Here is an 18,506-nt window from a genome sequence, read left to right on the forward strand (position 1 = left end):
CGATTGCCATTCCCTGTGCCCGCCTGAAAAAAAACTACTGGATTTCAGCTTCGGCTGAGTTGGCTTTTTGCCTGACTACAGGTGGTATTCATGTTTTCCCTATCCAAAAACGCCTTATTGGCGGCGGCTTCCACGAGCCTGTTCGTTTTGCTGTGGAGCAGCGGGGCGATCTTTTCCAAACTGGGCCTGGCCCATGCTTCACCTTTTGCCTTCCTGCTGATCCGCTTTGCCATCGCGCTGTGCGCGCTGGTGTTGTTGATCCCGCTGTTCAAGTTCAAGTTGCCGAAGGCTGGCAAGCCGATGCTATACGCGGCGACCACCGGGTTGGTGTTGCTGGGGGCCTATCAGATTTTCTATCTGCTGGCTTTGCAAATGAACGTCACCCCTGGGGTGATGGCGACGCTGATGGGCGTGCAGCCGATCCTTACGGTGGTGCTCGTGGAGCGCCAGCGATCCTGGCAGCGCCTGTTCGGCCTGGTGTTGGGGTTGCTGGGTTTGATCATGGTGGTCTACCAGGGCATCGGCCTGGCCGGCATGTCCCTGGCTGGAATGCTCTGCGGGTTACTGGCGCTGGTGAGCATGACGGTCGGCTCCATCATGCAGAAGCGCATCACCGACAACCCCCTGGGCACATTGCCCGTGCAGTACCTGGCCGGGCTGCTACTGTGCGCGGTATTCGCGCCGTTCCAGCCGTTTCACTTCGAGCACAACGCGGGGTTCATCGTACCGGTGTTGTGGATGGGGCTGGTGGTGTCCGTGCTGGCAACGTTGCTGCTGTACCGGCTGATTGCACGGGGCAACCTGGTGAATGTCACCAGCCTGTTCTACCTGGTGCCGGCGGTGACGGCGATCATGGACTACCTGGTATTTGGCAACCGGTTGGCGTTGCTGAGTTTACTGGGGATGGGGCTGATCATCGTGGGGTTGGTGTTTGTGTTTCGTAAAAGCCGCTAGCCCTTAGATATTTAGTGACTGCACCATTGCTTTCGCGAGCAAGCCCGCTCCCACAGGTTATGTACAGGCCTTGTGGGAGCGGGCTTGCTCGCGAAGGCATTTTTGGCCGCACCGATGAACTACCGGGCAGACACTTCAGCCGGTTTCACAGCCGCAGGCTTGAGCACCAACCACAACGCCGCCGCAATCAACACCCCACCATACAAATGCGCCATTCCCAGCGGCTCATCCAGCAGCAACGCCCCCCACAGCACGCCGAACGGCGGGATCAGGAACGTCACGGTCATGGATTTGACCGGGCCGATGGAGGTGAGCAGCCGGAAATAAAGGATGTACGCCAGCGCGGTACACACCAGGCCCAGCCCCAACAGTGACAACCAGACGCTCCAGCCACCCCAACTGGCCGGCGGTTGGCTGATGACGCTGTAGCCAAACAGCGGCAGCAAAAATACCGTGGCGCCGAACATGCTGCCCAGGGTTGAAAGACGACTGTCCAACCCTCCTTGATGATCGAGCCAGCGGCGGGTGAGGAAACCGGCGAAGCCGTAGCATGTGGTGGCGAGCAGGCAGGCGAGGGCGCCCATCAGCAATTGCAGGTCGAAGGCCACTGGGCCGGCGCGGGTCAGGATGCCGACGCCAAACAGCCCCAGGAATACCCCGCTGACCTTGGCGGTGGTGAGTTTTTCGCTGAAGAACAACCCGCCGATCAACACGCCCATCAGGGGCGTGGTGGCGTTGAAGATCGCCGAGTAACCGGCCGGCAGAACCTGGGCGGCCAACGAATAGAAGGTTGCCGGAATGCCCGAGTTGATCAAGCCCAGCCCCATCACCACTTTCAGTTTGCCGCGAAAATTCCAGTCGATGCGCATCAGCGCCAGGATCACCACCAGCCCGACAAAGGCGATGGACACGCGAAAGAATGCGGTGGGGATTGTGCCAATGACGGGGGCAATAATGCGCATGAACAGAAAACTTGCACCCCAGATGGCGGCCAGTGACAGCAAACGCAGGGTATCGACGAGGCTCACGAGTCATTCCTTCCTTGGTTGGGCGGCAAGTGTCGCCGGCCTGAATACCGATGGCAATGGTTGCGTTGCCGCGCAATTGGCCTCTAAGCTCAGTCGCCCATAACAAGCATGACCCGCCGAGGTTTATCTATGCCGCAGCCATGGCCCGCCACCGATATCGCCCGTTCGATTCTCGAAGGTTTCGACGATTATCGTGAGCATTTCCGGCAGATCACCGATGGCGCCCGCGCCCGGTTCGAGCAGGCCCGGTGGTTGGAGGCGCAAGTGGCTTCGGCGGCGCGCATCAATTTGTATGAAGAGAAAGTCTTCGAAACCGTAGCCCGGCTGCGCGAGGCCTTCGACGCAGAGGTGTTGATGGACGTCAGTTGCTGGCCGCTGGTGAAAAGCGCCTACATCAGCCTGATCGACCTGCGTTTCGACGATGAGCTGTCAGAAACCTGGTACAACTCGATCTTCTGCGGGCTGTTCAGCCACGACCTGATCAGCGACGGCACGATGTTCATCCACACTACCCGCCCGAGCCTGCGCCGGGCCCGTGCGGCCCAGACCCGCACCTACAAACCCCAAGGGCAACTGGACCGGATGCTGGCGAGTGTATTCGCCGATTACCGCTTCAGCGAGGATTACGCCGACTTGTCAGGCGACCTGAAGCGCCTCGAAGCGCAACTGCGGGAAAACCTGCCGGACTGGGTCTGCAAGGACCCGGAACTGACGGTGGAATTGTTTTCTTCGGTGCTCTATCGCAACAAGGGCGCCTACCTGGTGGGCCGCATCTATACCCGCGACGAGCAATGGCCGCTGGTAATTCCGTTGTTGCACCGTGAAGGCCGGGGCATCCAGATCGATGCGCTGATCACCGACGAGGCGCAGGTGTCGATCATTTTTTCGTTCACCCGTTCGTACTTCATGGTGGACGTGCCGGTGCCGGCCGAATTCATCGGCTTTCTCAAGCGCATTTTGCCCGGCAAGCACATCGCTGAGCTGTACACCTCCATCGGTTTCTACAAGCACGGCAAGTCCGAGTTCTACCGGGCACTGATCAACCATCTGGCGAACACCGACGACCAGTTCATCATGGCTCCTGGTGTGCGTGGCATGGTCATGAGCGTATTCACCCTGCCGGGCTTCAACACCGTATTCAAGATCATCAAGGACCGTTTCTCGCCGTCGAAAAACGTCGACCGTGCCACGGTGATCGAAAAGTACCGCCTGGTGAAAAGCGTCGACCGGGTTGGGCGCATGGCCGATACCCAGGAGTTCGCCGATTTTCGCTTTCCCTTGAGCAAATTCGAACCGGCGTGCCTGGAGGAACTGCTGGAAGTGGCGCCGTCCACGGTGTCGGTGGAAGGCGATACGGTGTTGATCCGCCACTGCTGGACCGAACGGCGCATGACGCCACTGAACCTCTACCTGGAAAACGCCAACGACGCCCAGGTGCGCGAGGCGCTGGAGGACTATGGCCTGGCCATCAAGCAACTGGCGGCGGCCAATATCTTCCCCGGCGACATGTTGCTCAAGAACTTCGGCGTGACCCGCCACGGTCGCGTGGTGTTCTACGACTACGATGAAATCTGCTTCCTGACCGAAGCCAACTTCCGCCACATCCCCGAGCCCCGCACACCGGAAGACGAAATGGCCTCCGAACCCTGGTATTCCATCGGGCCGCTGGACGTGTTCCCTGAAGAATTCCCACCGTTCCTGTTCGCCGACGCCGGGCAGCGCAAGCTGTTCGACCAGTTGCATGGCGAGCTGTACAACGCCGATTACTGGAAGGGCCTGCAAGCGGCGATCCGGGCGGGGAAGGTGATCGATGTGTTTCCGTATCGGCGTAAAGACCTGGATAGCGAATAACCGGCGACCCTGAATCCCACAGGGTATGGCGGCAGGCAGGTTGCCGTGTTCGGCGCTGCGTGCGCAAATCTGCGACAATCGGCCCCCTGCACAAACCGACGACCCTTGCGTACCTGATGACTGACCAAGCCCCCGCTATCGACAAGCTGCTGAAAAACCTCGACCACGCCATGCTCGCCGACCGTCACCGGTTGCGGCGCCAGTTGCTCGAGCTGCGCAAGAAACCCGATGAGGCCAAGCTGGCCCAGTGGGTGACGCGCATGCAGGCGTCGTGCGATCAGGTGCTGGCGCGCAAGGCGAGCCTGCCGGTGATCCGCTACGACGACAATTTGCCGATCGCCGCCAAGCGCGACGAAATCAAGGACGCGTTGCTCAAGCATCAGGTGCTGATCATCGCCGGCGAAACCGGCTCGGGTAAAACCACGCAGTTGCCCAAGATCTGCCTGGAGATCGGTCGCGGCCAGCATGGCTTGATCGGCCACACCCAGCCACGCCGGATCGCCGCCCGCAGCGTCGCCAGTCGGGTGGCCGAGGAACTGGCCACGCCGTTGGGGGCGCTGGTGGGTTATCAGGTGCGGTTCGAGGACCAGAGCGACGCCAACACCCTGATCAAGCTGATGACCGACGGCATCCTGCTGGCCGAAACCCAGAACGACCGCTACCTGGAACGCTATGACACGATCATCGTCGACGAAGCCCACGAACGCAGCCTGAACATCGACTTCCTGCTCGGCTACCTCAAGACCTTGCTGCCGCGTCGTCCCGACCTGAAAGTCATCATCACCTCGGCAACCATCGACCTGGAGCGCTTCTCCAAGCATTTCGATGACGCGCCGATCGTGGAAGTCTCGGGGCGCACCTTCCCGGTGGAAACCTGGTATCGCCCGCTGACCCTGGAGCAGGACGAAGAGGGCAATCGCGTCGAGGACGACTTGACGGTCGATCAGGCAATCCTTGCCACCCTCGATGAAATCGCCGCCTATGAGCGCAGCGAGCGCCGCAGCCCTGGGGATGTGTTGGTGTTCCTGCCGGGTGAACGGGAGATTCGCGACGCGGCGGAGATGTTGCGCAAAGCCCAGCTCAAGCACACCGAGATTTTGCCGTTGTATGCGCGATTGTCGCCGGCCGAACAGCAGCGGATCTTCCAGTCCCACCCAGGCCGTCGCGTGGTGCTGGCGACCAACGTCGCTGAAACCTCGCTCACTGTGCCGGGCATCCGCTACGTGATCGACAGCGGCACCGCGCGCATCAGCCGCTACAGCTATCGCGCCAAGGTCCAGCGCCTGCCCATCGAAGCCATTTCCCAGGCCAGCGCCAACCAGCGCAAGGGCCGCTGCGGACGGGTCGAACCGGGAATCTGCGTGCGTTTGTACAGCGAGGAGGATTTCCTCGGTCGACCGGAGTTCACCGATCCAGAAATCCTGCGCACCAACCTGGCGGCGGTGATTTTGCAGATGCTGCACCTGCGCCTGGGTGAGATCACCGATTTCCCGTTCATCGAACCGCCAGATGGCAAGGCCATCAGCGACGGTTTCAACCTGCTGCAAGAATTGTCGGCGGTGGATCGCAACAGCCAACTGACTCCGCTCGGTCGCCAATTGGCGCGCCTGCCGGTGGACCCGCGCATGGGCCGCATGCTGTTGGAAGCGGCGAAACTGGGCAGCCTGCAGGAAGTGCTGATCGTCGCCAGCGCCATGTCGATCCAGGACCCCCGCGAGCGTCCGCCCGAACGCCAACAGGCGGCCGACCAGGCCCACGCCCAATGGAAGGACCCGGACTCGGACTTCGCCGGGCTGGTCAACCTGTGGCGCGGTTTCGAAGAGCAGCGCCAGGCCCTGACCGCCAGCCCGCTGCGCAATTGGTGCCGCAAGAATTTCCTCAACTACCTGCGCCTGCGCGAGTGGCGTGATTCCCATCGCCAGTTGAGCCTGATCTGTCGCGACATGCAGTTGAGCCTCAATAAAGAACCGGCCGATTTTCCTAAACTGCACAAAGCGGTGCTCTCGGGGCTGTTGAGCCAGATCGGCCAGAAAACCGAAGACGGCGATTACCTCGGTGCTCGTCAGCGACGGTTCTGGGTCCACCCGTCGTCGGGCCTGGGCAAGAAGCGCCCGCAGTGGCTGATGACCGCCGAGCTGGTGGAAACCACCAAGTTGTACGCGCGCATGGTCGCCAAGATCGAACCGGACTGGATCGAACCGCTGGCCGGGCACTTGATCAAGAAAAACCACTTCGAACCCCATTGGGAGAAGAAGCGCGGGCAAGTGGTGGCGTATGAGCAGATCACCCTGTTCGGGCTGATTGTGGTCGGTCGCCGGCCGGTGCATTACGGGCCGGTGGACCCGGTGGTGTCGCGGGAGCTGTTCATCCGTGAGGCGTTGGTGCGCGGTGAGATCCAGTCCAAGGCCAAGTGCCTGGACGCCAATACCAAGCTGCTGGAGCAGCTCGACGAACTGGAAGCCAAGGCCCGCCGCCGTGACATCCTGGCGGACGAGGAAACCCTGTTCGCTTTCTACGATGCGCGCTTGCCGGCCGAGATTCACCAGACCGCGACGTTCGATAGTTGGTACCGGATCAACAGCCAGAAAGACCCGCAGTTGCTGATCATGCGTGAAGAAGACGTGCTGGCGCGCGAGGCCAATGAAGTCACCGCCGCGTACTACCCGGACACCCTGCGCGTCGGCGACCTGACTTTGCCGCTGAGCTACCACTTCGAACCCAACCATCCCCGCGATGGCGTGACCCTGCGAGTGCCGGCGCCATTGCTGCCGATGATGCCGCCGGAGCGCCTGGAATGGCTGGTGCCGGGGATGATCGAGGCCAAGTGCATCGCCCTGGTGCGCAACTTGCCCAAGGCATTGCGCAAGAACTTCGTGCCGGTGCCGGACTTCGTCAAGGCCGCGCTGCAACGCATCACCTTCGCCGAGGGTTCATTGCCGCAATCCCTGGGCCGTGAACTGTTGCGCATGACCGGCGCGCGGGTCAGCGACGAAGCCTGGGCCGAAGCGGCGCAGCAGGTAGAAAGCCACCTGCGCATGAACCTGGAAATTGTCGATGGCCAGGGCAAATTCCTCGGCGAAGGCCGCGACCTGGCCGAGCTGACGGCGCGCTTTGCCGAAGCCAGCCAGGCGGCATTGGCCGTGCCGCAAACGGCAAAAAGCCAGGCGCCGGTGGAGGCGAAAATTTTCGCGCCGGTGGCAGAGAAAACCCAACAGAAGATCGCCGGGCTGTCGATGACGGTGTACCCGGCGCTGGTGGAAGAGGGGGGTGTGGTCAAGGAAGGGCGTTTCCCGACCCCGGCCGAAGCCGAGTTCCAACATCGCCGCGCCTTGCAGCGCTTGTTGATGCAGCAGTTGGCCGAGTCGGCGAAATTCCTGCGGGGCAAGCTGCCGGGGCTCACGGAGTTGGGCCTGTTGTACCGCGACTTGGGGCGCATCGACAGCCTGGTGGAAGACATCCTGCTGGCCAGCGTCGACAGTTGCGTGCTGGAGGGTGAAGCAAGCCTGCCCCGTGACGGCGCCGCGCTCGCTTCCCTGGCCGAGCGCAAGCGCGGTGGCTGGACCGAACACGCCGAACGCCTGGCGAAGCTGACCCTGGACATCCTCAAGCTCTGGCACGGTCTGCAAAAACGCTTCAAGGGCAAGATCGACCTGGCCCAGGCCGTGGCCCTGAATGACATCAAGCTACAGCTCAGCCATTTGGTGTATCCGGGCTTCGTGCGCGAAACCCCGCATCAATGGCTCAAGGAACTGCCACGCTACCTCAAGGCCATCGAGCAACGCTTCGAGAAGCTCGGCAGCCAGGTGCAGAAGGATCGGGTCTGGAGCGGCGAGTTGTCGAACCTCTGGGCCCAATACCAGGCCCGCGCCAGTAAACACGCCCAGGAAGGCAAGCGCGATCCGCAACTCGAGCTGTACCGCTGGTGGCTGGAGGAGTACCGGGTGTCGCTGTTCGCTCAGCAGTTGGGCACCAAGGTGCCGATTTCGGATAAGCGCTTGAGCAAGCAGTGGGGGCAGGTGGAGGGTTGATCACGGGAATAAGATCAGGCCCATAACCCTGTGGGAGCGTGGTAACTCACGGAGAATGGGCCAAACGCCAGCGTTTATGGCAAACTTCGCGCCTATAAATGCCGGTCCCATGGTTTTGAGCTTCAATGCTCTGGGCGGATCGGAATAAAGCGCTGCCAGGTCTGCTTCCCCTGGATGGGAAAAGACCCTTTGTGTATTGGTACGTCGGTGCCAATACTTTCTGCCTGAACAGATCAGAGACACGACCATGCATAACGTCGTCATCAGCGGCACCGGCCTGTACACCCCGGCCAACAGCATTTCCAACGAAGAGCTGGTGCAATCTTTCAATACCTATGTCACGCAGTTCAACGCCGACAACGCCGAGGCCATCGAGCGCGGTGAAGTCCAGGCGTTGACCGAATCCAACGCCGCGTTCATCGAAAAGGCCTCGGGCATCAAGAGCCGTTTTGTCATGGACAAGGACGGCATCCTCGACCCGCAACGCATGACGCCGCGCTTGCCCGAGCGCTCCAACGACGAATGGTCGGTTCTGTGCGAAATGGCCGTCGGTGCCGCCAAGCAGGCCCTGGAGCGCGCCGGCCGCACTGCCGCCGACATCGATGGCGTGATCGTCGCCTGTTCCAACCTGCAACGCGCGTATCCGGCCATTGCCATCGAAGTCCAGGAAGCCTTGGGGATCGACGGTTTTGGTTTCGACATGAACGTGGCCTGCTCCTCGGCGACGTTCGGTATCCAGGCTGCGGCCAACAGCGTGCAGTTGGGCCAGGCCCGGGCAATCCTGATGGTCAACCCGGAAGTGTGCACCGGCCACCTGAATTTCCGCGACCGCGACAGCCACTTCATCTTCGGCGACGCGGCCACCGCCGTGATCATCGAACGGGCGGACCTGGCGACTTCGGCGTATCAGTTTGACGTGGTCAGCACCAAGCTGCTTACCAAGTTCTCCAACAACATCCGCAACAACTTCGGCTTCCTCAACCGCGCCGCGGAAGAAGGCATTGGCAGCCACGACAAGCTGTTTGTCCAGGAAGGCCGCAAGGTGTTTCGCGACGTCTGCCCGATGGTGGCCGAGCTGATCGGTGCCCATTTGGAAGAGAACCAACTGAACGTCGGCGACGTGAAACGCTTCTGGCTGCACCAGGCCAACCTGAGCATGAACCACCTGATCGTGCGCAAATTGTTGGGACGCGAAGCCACCGAACAGGAAGCGCCCGTGATCCTCGACCGCTACGCCAACACCAGTTCGGCCGGATCGGTGATTGCCTTCCACACCTACCAGGATGATCTGCCCAGCGGCTCGGTTGCCGTACTCAGCTCGTTCGGCGCCGGCTATTCGATTGGTAGCGTGATTTTGCGCAAGCATTGATTGTTGGCAATGAGATTTATTGTGGCGAGGGAGCTTGCTCCCGCTGGGCTGCGAAACGGCCCCACGATTTTTCGGTTGCTGCGTAACCGAGCGGGAGCAAGCTCCCTCGCCACAAAGGCATCATCAAGTCTCCCTGGCATTTGGGGCGTTGAATGACGGTCACCGACGACACCCTCCTACTCCAACGCCTCCTGGCCGGTGAGCAGCAGGCCTACAAGGAGCTGGTCAGCACCTACCAGGGCCCGATGCGCGCCGTGGCCTACGCCATCGTCGGCAGCCGCCATGCCGACGAAGTGGTGCAGGACGCGTGGCTGTCGGTGGTGCGCAATCTCAGTGGCTTCCAGGGGCGCTCCAGCCTCAAGACCTGGCTGCTGACCATCACTGCCAACGCCGCCAAGGGCCGCTACAAGCAGAACCGCCGGGAAGTGCTGCTCGATGATCTACCGGCGCCCCACGGCACCCTGGGTGATGATCGCTTCGCCGCCGATGGCCATTGGCTGCTGGCGCCGTTCGCCTGGCACCAGGACACCCCGGAAGCGCTGCTCACGATGAGCGAACTGCGTGATTGCCTCGAACACACCTTGCTCAGCCTGTCGCAATTGCAAGGCAGCGTGTTGAGCTTGCGTGAACGCCAAGGGCTGGAGCTGGAAGAAATCTGTAATCTTCTGGGTATTTCGCTCTCCAACGTACGCGTGCTGTTGCATCGTGCTCGGCTGAAGGTCTTTGCGACCGTTGAACATTTCGAGGAAACCGGAGAATGCTGACCTGCAAGGAACAAGTGGCGCGCTCAAGCGATTTTCTTGACGGACAGCTGAGTTGGCGTGAGCGCCTGATGATGCGTCATCACCTGATGTTCTGCCCCAACTGCCGGCGGTTTATCCGCCAGATGCGCCTGATGCAGGCGACCCTCAAAAAACTGCCTCAACCACCGATTCCCGACCTGGATCACCTCGCCGAAAAACTGGCCGCCGAACGGCGCAGAAATACCCCATAAACCTCGAGTCATCACATGACCCTGTGGGAGCGAGCTTGCTCGCGATTGCGGTATGTCAGCCCCGTTGATGTCGCTGACCCACCGCTATCGCGAGCAAGCTCGCTCCCACAGGTTCCATAGCCGTACCGGTTATTCCCTTTCGAAGTAAAAAGTTCCGCTGTCATAAAATCTTTATCTGCCAGCAACTGCGCTGACACAACCCATCGCCAAGATCCCCTCCCAACACCAGCGGGCCCAGTTCCGCGTGTTTTCTAACGCATAGACTACCAACAGGGGAATTCTTCGATGATTCGTAAGCACTTCGCAGGTGTTGCCGCCAGCGCACTGGCCATGGCAGTAACCGCCCAGGCTTTCGCCGGCACCGTCACCACCGATGGCGCCGATATCGTGGTCAAAACCAAGGGCGGCCTTGAGGTCGCTACCACTGACAAAGAGTTCAGCTTCAAGCTCGGCGGTCGTTTGCAGGCTGACTACAGCCAGTTCGACGGTATCTACACCGACAATGGCGACAAGGCCGATGCCGCTTACATCCGCCGTGGCTTCCTGGAGCTGTCGGGTGTGCTGTACACGGATTGGGCCTACACCATCAACTACGATTTCTCCCACAACAGCGGCGACTCCGATAACGGCTACTTCGACGAAGCGTCCCTGGCCTACAACGGCTTCAAGCCGGTTTCGATCAAAGTCGGTCGTTTCGACCCCGACTTCGGTCTGGAAAAAGCCACCAGCTCCAAGTGGGTGACTGCTCCTGAGCGCAACGCCGCCTACGACCTGATCGACTGGGCCAACGGCCACCAGAACGGTCTGGGCATCCAGGCTTCCAGCACCTTCGCCGATTCGTTCTACGCCTCGGCCGGTGTGTTTAGCAAGGACACCGACGACACCGACGGCAACAGCATCAAGCAAGCCAACGGTCGTTTCGTATTCGCCCCGATGCACGAGGCCGGCAACGTGTTGCACTTCGGCTTGAACGTGGCCTCGCGCGATGTCTCCGACACCGCGTTCGACGCGCGTTATCGCTCTCGCCTGGGCATGCGTGGCGTCGAGACCCTGGGCGGCAACGATGCTGGTCCTAACGGTAACCGTCCGGTACTGGGCGGCGCCAACAACTCGCCGGCCGGCTCGTACGACACGGATACCGCCTACGGCCTGGAAGCCGCTTTCGCCATGGGGCCTGCGTCGATCCAGGGTGAATACATTTCCCGCAAGACCAAGGCTGACAGCGACGCCTTCGAAGACCTCAAGGGCCACGGCTTCTACGTTCAGGGTGCCTACACCATCACCGGTGAGTCCCGTGGTTATAAAGTCGGCAAGTTTGACGCGATCAAACCCCAGAACAAGTCCATCGGCGCGTGGGAAGTGTTCTATCGCTTCGACAGCATGACCGTCGAAGACGACAACATCACCACCGCCTCCGCGACCCGCGACGTGGGCGATGCCGAAGCCAAGGTGCACAACCTGGGCGTGAACTGGTACGCCAACGAAGCGGTAAAAATCACTGCCGCTTACGTCAAGGCCAAAACCGACAACGTCACCAACGTCAACGGTGATGACGACGGCAAAGGTGTAGTTGTCCGTGCCCAGTACGTGTTCTAAATCGTGCTGACTTGATACACCGCTCTGACTTCATCCGTTAAAGCGCTCCTTTGAACCCCGCCTCTGGCGGGGTTTTTTTTAGCCTGTTTGGGCTCGTTTACCTGGACCACTGGATGGGCGGCCACCTGTCAACCCTGACAGTTTCGCGGCATTTGGAAAACGTGCTTACTTCATCCAGTCGCAGAGCGATGGACGCGTCCGGCAAGTGCCCGGTGATACTCGCTCTGCTTTTCAAAATGAAGCGCCACGAGAACCTCATGGCAGCCAAGTGATGAACGCGGAGAGCAACAATGGCGGGTTCAGGTAAACCAGAGCCGTGTGCGTCAAATGAGTCCAGACTCAATGCCAAGGCTTCGTCCGACGAATTGGCTATCCGCTTTCACTATGACGCCCAGGACGCTTTGATCGGGTGCAGTACTTCTGCCGGCAAAGAACAACGCTTCTATCGAAACGATGAGTTGGCGAGCGAAATTCTGGGGGGCGCCAGCACTGCCTTCGTACGGGCGGAGGGCATGGTGCTTGCCGAACATCAGGCAGGCAGTGATCCCAAGTCCCTGTTATTGGCAGGCGATGACAAGAACAGCGTGCTCTGCGAGATCAGTCAGGCTGCCGTCAAGGGTGTTGCCTATTCACCGTACGGCCATCGTATAGATGACGCGTTGGTGAGTAGTCATTTGGGTTACAACGGCGAGCGGCGCGAAGGGCAGACCGGCTGGTATTTGCTGGGCAAGGGTTACCGAGTTTTCAATCCTCGGCTGATGAGGTTTCACAGCCCGGATAACTTGAGTCCCTTCGGTAAGGGGGGATTGAATGCGTACATGTATTGTGTGGGGGATCCAATTAATAATGTAGACCCGGCGGGGCATGGTTTTATAGGAGCTGTGTCGCGTTTTTTTAGAAAGCCAGCAGTGTTTTCTGTGGGCGAAACTCCATCCGGGATTTTTACCTTGACTAAGCACAGAGTCAAGTCTCCGAGTTTAAGGGTTGTTGGGGGTGAAGATGTTTTAAATGCCCAAAAAAACGTGGCTTATTTTGACATGGTTGTTAGAAAGTATGAGGCTGAATTTATTGAAATTAGTAGTCTGGAAGTCAGGCCGAAGGTCGTGAAGAAGATGATGAGTGAACAAGATTTTTTTCTCGGAAAAACAACATCTGCATTGAAGGATTATGAATTCGCACTACTCCACAAAGGCGAGGTTGGAATTACGCGGCGTGGGGCAAAAAGACTCGAGGCGCTCGCAGAAGTATACGATGAGATGATGAAAAGCATACCAGCGAAGGAGCGCGCTGAACATTTAGCCAGTGTGGAATATAAAGTCAGAACATTCAGGACGTAGGCGGGCTCTACCCCAGGAATTAAGACAAGTTCTGGTCATGTTTTTTTTGAAATGACGTGCCATGGAAGGTCCGTGGCAGCCAACGTGAACACGGAGAGCAACATGGCAGGTTCAGATAAGACAGAGCATCCAGTGTCCAATGAATCCCCATCCAATGTCAGCGCTTCGTCCGGCGACACGGTTATCCGCTTTCACTATGATGCCCAGGACGCCTTGATCGGTCGCAGTACGGTTGATGGCAAAGAACAACGCTTCTACCGAAACGATGAATTGGCGAGCGAGGTCCAGGGGGGCGTCAGCCGTACCTTTGTACGTGCAGAGGGCATGGTGCTTGCCGAACACCAGGCAGGCAGTGATCCAAAATCCCTGTTATTGGTGGGCGATGACAAGAACAGCGTGCTCTGCGAGATCAGTCAGGCTACCGTCAAGGGTGTAGCCTATTCACCGTACGGCCATCGTATAGATGACGCATCGGTGGGTAATCATCTGGGTTACAACGGCGAGCGGCGCGAAAGGCAGACCGGCTGGTATTTGCTGGGCAAGGGCTACCGTGTCTTCAATCCTCGGTTGATGAGGTTTCACAGCCCGGACAACTTGAGCCCGTTTGGGGAAAGGGGATTGAATGCGTATATGTATTGTGTGGGGGATCCAATTAATAATGTGGATCCGACGGGGCATATTCCTTCTGGGGGGGTAGTAAAGCTTTTTACTCATACCACTGAGTCCGCTAAATACCTCCCCGGCTTTGAAAAAATTCCTGATAGTTTTCTAAGAGCCAACCCAGATAAAGCTGTGCTAGGTATTGAGAGTCCGGCGTCTATGAATATTATTCGGCCTCAGGACGTAAAGGTTCTCAAGAAAAGGATGGGTTTTTATGGGGATGTTGTTGGCTTCCGGAAAGCGGATTATCTAACTTACGGGTTTCGTACTAATGATCCTGGGCTGCTTCTAGACCAGCTCGCGGCGAAAAGTGAGTATTTACGCAGCGTCAAGGTGTTTGAGGCAGCCCAGAGTGAGTATCAGTTTGCCAGAACGCATACATATAGATTTGGCATGACCAGGCATAGCCGGAGAGACTTTGAAATAATTGCGGGTGCTGACAAAAAAATGATTGCACTCGCAGATAGGGTGGAGCAGGAGAAGTACTTTAAAAAATTAAAACTCGGAGCGGCGGAAATGGAGAACATTCGCGAAGTAGCGGAGTGGCCCCCCAATGGCTAATTGGTTTTTCGAACTGAAAAGTGGCGAGCAGTACCGCGATATCCAGTTTCGGATCGCTCATCACTCAAGCCTGTAAAAAACTACCCAGCTTCTCGTCCCTCCCATCCAGATCGGCGATACTCGCTCCATCCGCCCTCTGGATATCGAGGAACCGCATGCCGCTTCACGTCTTGGACAGTCTGTCCGCCATCGCCCCGCACGAGTGGGACGCGCTGGTGCCCGCCAATCAACCGTTCCTGCGCCACGCCTTCCTGAGCACCTTGGAGGACAGCGCCAGCCTGGGCGCGCATTCCGGTTGGCAGCCGGAGCATTTGCTGCACATGGAAGACGGTCGTCTGCTGGCGGCCTTGCCCAGCTACCGCAAGTGGCATTCCTACGGTGAATACGTGTTCGACCACGCCTGGGCTGACGCCTGCGCCCGGGCCGGGATCGAGTACTACCCCAAGCTGCTGACGGCGGTGCCGTTCAGTCCGGTCAGCGGTCCGCGATTGCTGGCGGCCTGTGTGGAGGACGGCCTGGAATTGTTGGGCAGCCTGCCGGGTTATCTGGAAATCGAAGGGCTTTCCAGCGCCCACATCAACTTCACCGATGCTTTCACCGACGCGGCGCTGGCCGGGCAGGAGGGCTGGTTGCAGCGGATTGGTTGCCAGTACCACTGGCGCAATCGCGGTTATCGAGACTTTCAGGATTTTCTCGACGGGCTCAGTTCCCGCAAGCGCAAGCAGATGCGCAAGGAGCGTGAGCAGGTGGCGGGGCAGGGCATCGAGTTTGAATGGCTCGAAGGTCAGCAACTGGACGAGGCCCAGTGGGATTTTGTCTACGCCTGTTACGCCAACACCTACGCTGTACGGCGGCAGGCGCCGTACCTGACCCGGGCGTTTTTCAGCCTGCTGGCCGAACGCATGCCCGAGGCCATTCGCGTGGTGCTGGCCAAGCAAGGTTCACGGCCAGTGGCGATGGCGTTCAGCCTGGTGGGTGGCGACAGTCTCTACGGGCGCTACTGGGGTTGCCTGGCGGAGTTCGACCGCTTGCACTTCGAGACCTGTTTCTACCAGGGCATGGACTACGCGATTGCCCATGGCTTGCAGCGTTTTGATGCCGGGGCCCAGGGTGAGCACAAATTGATTCGTGGTTTCGAGCCGGTGATTACCCGCTCGTGGCATTACTTGCGTCATCCCGGTTTGAAAACCGCGGTTGAAGATTTTCTCGCACGGGAACAGGAGGGGGTGCTGGCGTATGCCGAAGAGGCGAAAACAGCACTGCCTTATCGGCAGTGCTGATCTTCGCGGGTATGACTCAGCGGGTTTCCTGGCCCAGCCAGCGGTAAGAAACACCGCCGATGACCGCACCCAGCAGCGGTGCGACCCAGAACAGCCACAGTTGCTCGATGGCCCAGCCGCCGACGATCAGCGCCGGACCGGTACTGCGGGCCGGGTTGACCGAAGTGTTGGTGACCGGAATCGAGATCAGGTGAATCAGCGTCAGGCCCAGGCCGATGGCTATCGGTGCCAGCCCGGCCGGTGCACGTTTATCGGTGGCGCCGAGGATGATCAGGATGAACATCGCCGTCATGACCAGTTCGGTGACAAAACCTGCCGCCATCGAATAGCCACCGGGCGAATGCTCGCCGTAACCGTTCGAGGCCAGCCCGGACGCGGCCAGGTCAAAGCCTTCCTTGCCGCTGGCGATGAAGTAGATCAACGCGGCGGCCAGCACGCCACCGATGACCTGGGCGATGATGTAGGCAGGCAACTCCCTGGCCGGAAACCGCCCGCCCACGGACAAGCCTAGCGACACCGCTGGGTTGAGGTGGCAACCCGAGATATGACCGATGGCAAATGCCATGGTCAACACCGTCAGGCCGAACGCCAGGGCAACCCCCAGCACGCCAATCCCGGAGGCAGCCAATACCGCGCTGCCGCAGCCGCCCAACACCAGCCAGAACGTACCTAGCAACTCAGTCACAGAGCGTTTGAATAAAGACATAAGCATCCTTGATAAAGCAGTCGTGATCGATCGGTTATGCATCCAGCAGAATTACGACAGGTTCATCTCCAGAACCTGAGCTGAGTACAGCAGGGTTTATCGACAAATCCAGCGGCACAAAAAAACCGCCAGAGTCATGGACTGTGGCGGTTTCGGCCGTGGTCGGCGGGGAGTATGTCGTTGCTGTATGGGCTAAATGGATTCTGGACAGATTTTTTCAGAAAGGCCTTGGGGTTGGTTCAAACCCGGACCCCTGTGGCGGGTAGGGATCAGTCAATCCCCACAAATCCACCCGTCTGATGTTGCCACAGTCGCGCATACAACCCGCCATGGGCCAGCAGTTCGGCGTGGCTGCCGGTTTCGGCGATGCGGCCGTTTTCCAGTACCACCAACCGGTCCATCCGGGCGATGGTGGAGAGGCGGTGGGCGATGGCGATCACGGTCTTGCCTTGCATCAAGGTCTCGAGGCTTTCCTGGATCGCCGCCTCGACTTCCGAGTCCAGCGCTGAGGTTGCTTCGTCCATGATCAGGATCGGCGCGTCCTTGAGCAGTACCCGCGCGATAGCGATGCGTTGGCGCTGGCCGCCGGACAGTTTCACGCCGCGCTCACCCACGTGGGCATCGAAGCCGGTGCGGCCTTCGGCGTCCGACAGCAGTGGGATGAACTCATCGGCGCGGGCCTTGCGCACGGCCTCCCAGAGTTGCGCATCGGTAGCGTCGGGCTTGCCGTACAGCAGGTTGTCGCGAATCGAGCGGTGCAGCAGCGAGGTGTCCTGGGTGATCATGCCGATGCGTTCGCGCAGGCTTTCCTGGCCGACTTCGGCAATGTCCTGGCCATCGATGAGGATGCGCCCGGCTTGCACGTCATAGAGGCGCAGCAGCAGGTTGACCAAGGTGGATTTACCCGCGCCGGACGGGCCGATCAGGCCGATTTTCTCGCCGGGCCTGATGGTCAGGTTGAGGTCGCCGATCACCCCGCTTTTCTTGCCATAGTGGAAGTCCACATGCTCGAAACGCACTTCGCCCCGGGCCACCGCCAAGGGCTTGGCCTGGTCGCGGTCGGTGACGCTGACCGGTTGGGCGATGGTCTGCAAACCGTCCTGGACCATGCCGATGTTTTCGAAGATGCCGTTGACCACCCACATGATCCAGCCGGACATGTTGACGATGCGGATCACCAGCCCGGTCGCCAGGGCAATGGCGCCGACGCTGATCAGCGATTGAGTCCACAGCCACAGTGCCAGCGCCGTGGTGCCGACGATCAGCAGGCCGTTCATGGTGGTGATGACCACGTCCATGCTGGTCACCACGCGGCCGGCCAACTGGGCTTTTTCGGTCTGTTCCTGGATGGCTTCGCGGGCGTATTGCTGTTCGAAGTTGGTATGGGCGAACAGCTTCAGGGTGGTGATGTTGGTGTAGCCATCGACGATCCGGCCCATGAGTTTGGAGCGGGCATCGGACGACACCACCGAGCGCTCCTTGACCCTCGGCACGAAATAACAGAGTGCGCCGATGTAGGCAGCGATCCAGATCAGCAGCGGGATCATCAGGCGCCAGTCGGCCTCGGCGAACAGCACCAGGGAACTGACGGCGTAGATCAGCACGTGCCACAACGCATCCACGGCTTGCACCGCCGAGTCACGCAGGGAGTTGCCGGTCTGCATGATGCGCTGGGCGATGCGTCCGGCGAAATCGTTCTGGAAGAAATTCAGGCTTTGCTTGAGCACGTAGCTATGATTTTGCCAGCGGATCAGGCTGGTCATGCCGGGGCTCAGGGTCTGGTGCACCAGCAGGTCATGCAGGGCCACGAAGATCGGCCGAAAGACCAGTGCCACCACGGCCATCCAGGCCAGTTCGAGGCCGTGGAGCTTGAAGAAGTCGACGTTGGGCGTGCCTTGGGTCAGGTCGATGATGCGGCTCAGGTAGCTGAACAGCGCCACCTCGATCAGCGCGCCGATCAGGCCCACCACCAGCAGCACGGCGAAGCTGGGCCAGACTTGTTTCAGGTAGTACGTGTAGAAGGGCAGGACGCGGTTCGGCGGGGCCGAGGTCGGGGCGTCGCGGAAGATGTCGATCAGTTTTTCGAAGCGGCGATAAACCATTTGTAAATGCCCTGGCAGGGGCTCTCCTTTTTGCTATGAG

13 protein-coding genes are annotated in these 18,506 nt (G+C 59.7%); 10 read left to right on the forward strand and 3 right to left on the reverse strand.

What is annotated here, in order from left to right; genetic code table 11:
* The first annotated feature begins 90 nt into the window (after positions 1 to 90).
* A complete protein-coding gene (locus EPZ47_RS07555) occupies positions 91 to 954 on the forward strand; it encodes a DMT family transporter (protein WP_135844215.1) in 864 nt (287 codons plus the stop codon).
* A 119-nt stretch (positions 955 to 1,073) separates the two neighbouring features.
* Here EPZ47_RS07555 and EPZ47_RS07560 read toward each other — a convergent pair whose 3' ends face one another.
* Complete coding sequence (locus EPZ47_RS07560; protein WP_135844216.1) at positions 1,074 to 1,982, reverse strand: DMT family transporter; 909 nt, start codon at positions 1,980 to 1,982, stop codon at positions 1,074 to 1,076.
* A 129-nt stretch (positions 1,983 to 2,111) separates the two neighbouring features.
* Here EPZ47_RS07560 and aceK point away from each other — a divergent pair, with 129 nt between their 5' ends.
* The 9 genes from aceK to EPZ47_RS07605 all read left to right on the forward strand — a co-directional run bounded on the left by aceK (position 2,112) and on the right by EPZ47_RS07605 (position 15,658).
* Positions 2,112 to 3,833: a bifunctional isocitrate dehydrogenase kinase/phosphatase gene (gene aceK, locus EPZ47_RS07565; protein ID WP_135844217.1), complete on the forward strand. Its 1,722-nt coding sequence runs from the start codon at positions 2,112 to 2,114 to the stop codon at positions 3,831 to 3,833.
* Between the two features lie 116 nt (positions 3,834 to 3,949).
* The gene (gene hrpA, locus EPZ47_RS07570; protein WP_135844218.1) at positions 3,950 to 7,861 is read left to right on the forward strand and encodes an ATP-dependent RNA helicase HrpA; all 3,912 of its coding nucleotides are present in this window, start codon (positions 3,950 to 3,952) and stop codon (positions 7,859 to 7,861) included.
* Positions 7,862 to 8,108: 247 nt separating this feature from the next.
* On the forward strand, positions 8,109 to 9,230 hold the full coding sequence (locus tag EPZ47_RS07575; RefSeq protein WP_135844219.1) for a beta-ketoacyl-ACP synthase III: 1,122 nt from the start codon (positions 8,109 to 8,111) through the stop codon (positions 9,228 to 9,230).
* A gap of 152 nt (positions 9,231 to 9,382) precedes the next feature.
* A complete protein-coding gene (locus EPZ47_RS07580; protein ID WP_135844220.1) occupies positions 9,383 to 9,994 on the forward strand; it encodes an RNA polymerase sigma factor in 612 nt (203 codons plus the stop codon).
* Positions 9,988 to 10,224 (forward strand): anti-sigma factor family protein, encoded by a 237-nt coding sequence (locus tag EPZ47_RS07585; protein ID WP_135844221.1) that lies wholly within the window; start codon positions 9,988 to 9,990, stop codon positions 10,222 to 10,224. The genes EPZ47_RS07580 and EPZ47_RS07585 overlap by 7 nt, the downstream gene beginning before the upstream one ends.
* Positions 10,225 to 10,509: 285 nt before the next feature.
* The gene (locus tag EPZ47_RS07590; protein ID WP_135844222.1) at positions 10,510 to 11,820 is read left to right on the forward strand and encodes an OprO/OprP family phosphate-selective porin; all 1,311 of its coding nucleotides are present in this window, start codon (positions 10,510 to 10,512) and stop codon (positions 11,818 to 11,820) included.
* Positions 11,821 to 12,110: 290 nt separating this feature from the next.
* Positions 12,111 to 13,157 carry an RHS repeat-associated core domain-containing protein gene (locus EPZ47_RS07595; RefSeq protein WP_135844223.1) on the forward strand — a complete coding sequence of 349 codons (1,047 nt, stop codon included), beginning with the start codon at positions 12,111 to 12,113 and terminating at the stop codon, positions 13,155 to 13,157.
* Positions 13,158 to 13,259: 102 nt separating this feature from the next.
* Positions 13,260 to 14,378 (forward strand): RHS repeat-associated core domain-containing protein, encoded by a 1,119-nt coding sequence (locus EPZ47_RS07600; RefSeq protein WP_238346715.1) that lies wholly within the window; start codon positions 13,260 to 13,262, stop codon positions 14,376 to 14,378.
* A 155-nt stretch (positions 14,379 to 14,533) separates the two neighbouring features.
* A complete protein-coding gene (locus EPZ47_RS07605; RefSeq protein ID WP_135844225.1) occupies positions 14,534 to 15,658 on the forward strand; it encodes a GNAT family N-acetyltransferase in 1,125 nt (374 codons plus the stop codon).
* Positions 15,659 to 15,674: 16 nt separating this feature from the next.
* Here the strand turns inward: EPZ47_RS07605 and aqpZ are convergent, their stop codons facing one another.
* The gene (gene aqpZ / locus EPZ47_RS07610; protein WP_135844226.1) at positions 15,675 to 16,364 is read right to left on the reverse strand and encodes an aquaporin Z; all 690 of its coding nucleotides are present in this window, start codon (positions 16,362 to 16,364) and stop codon (positions 15,675 to 15,677) included.
* 269 nt (positions 16,365 to 16,633) lie between these two features.
* The gene (locus EPZ47_RS07615) at positions 16,634 to 18,466 is read right to left on the reverse strand and encodes an ABC transporter ATP-binding protein (RefSeq protein ID WP_135844227.1); all 1,833 of its coding nucleotides are present in this window, start codon (positions 18,464 to 18,466) and stop codon (positions 16,634 to 16,636) included.
* Positions 18,467 to 18,506: the final 40 nt, after the last annotated feature.

It is taken from the genome of Pseudomonas viciae, assembly GCF_004786035.1.
Taxonomy (GTDB): Bacteria; Pseudomonadota; Gammaproteobacteria; order Pseudomonadales; family Pseudomonadaceae; genus Aquipseudomonas; species Aquipseudomonas viciae.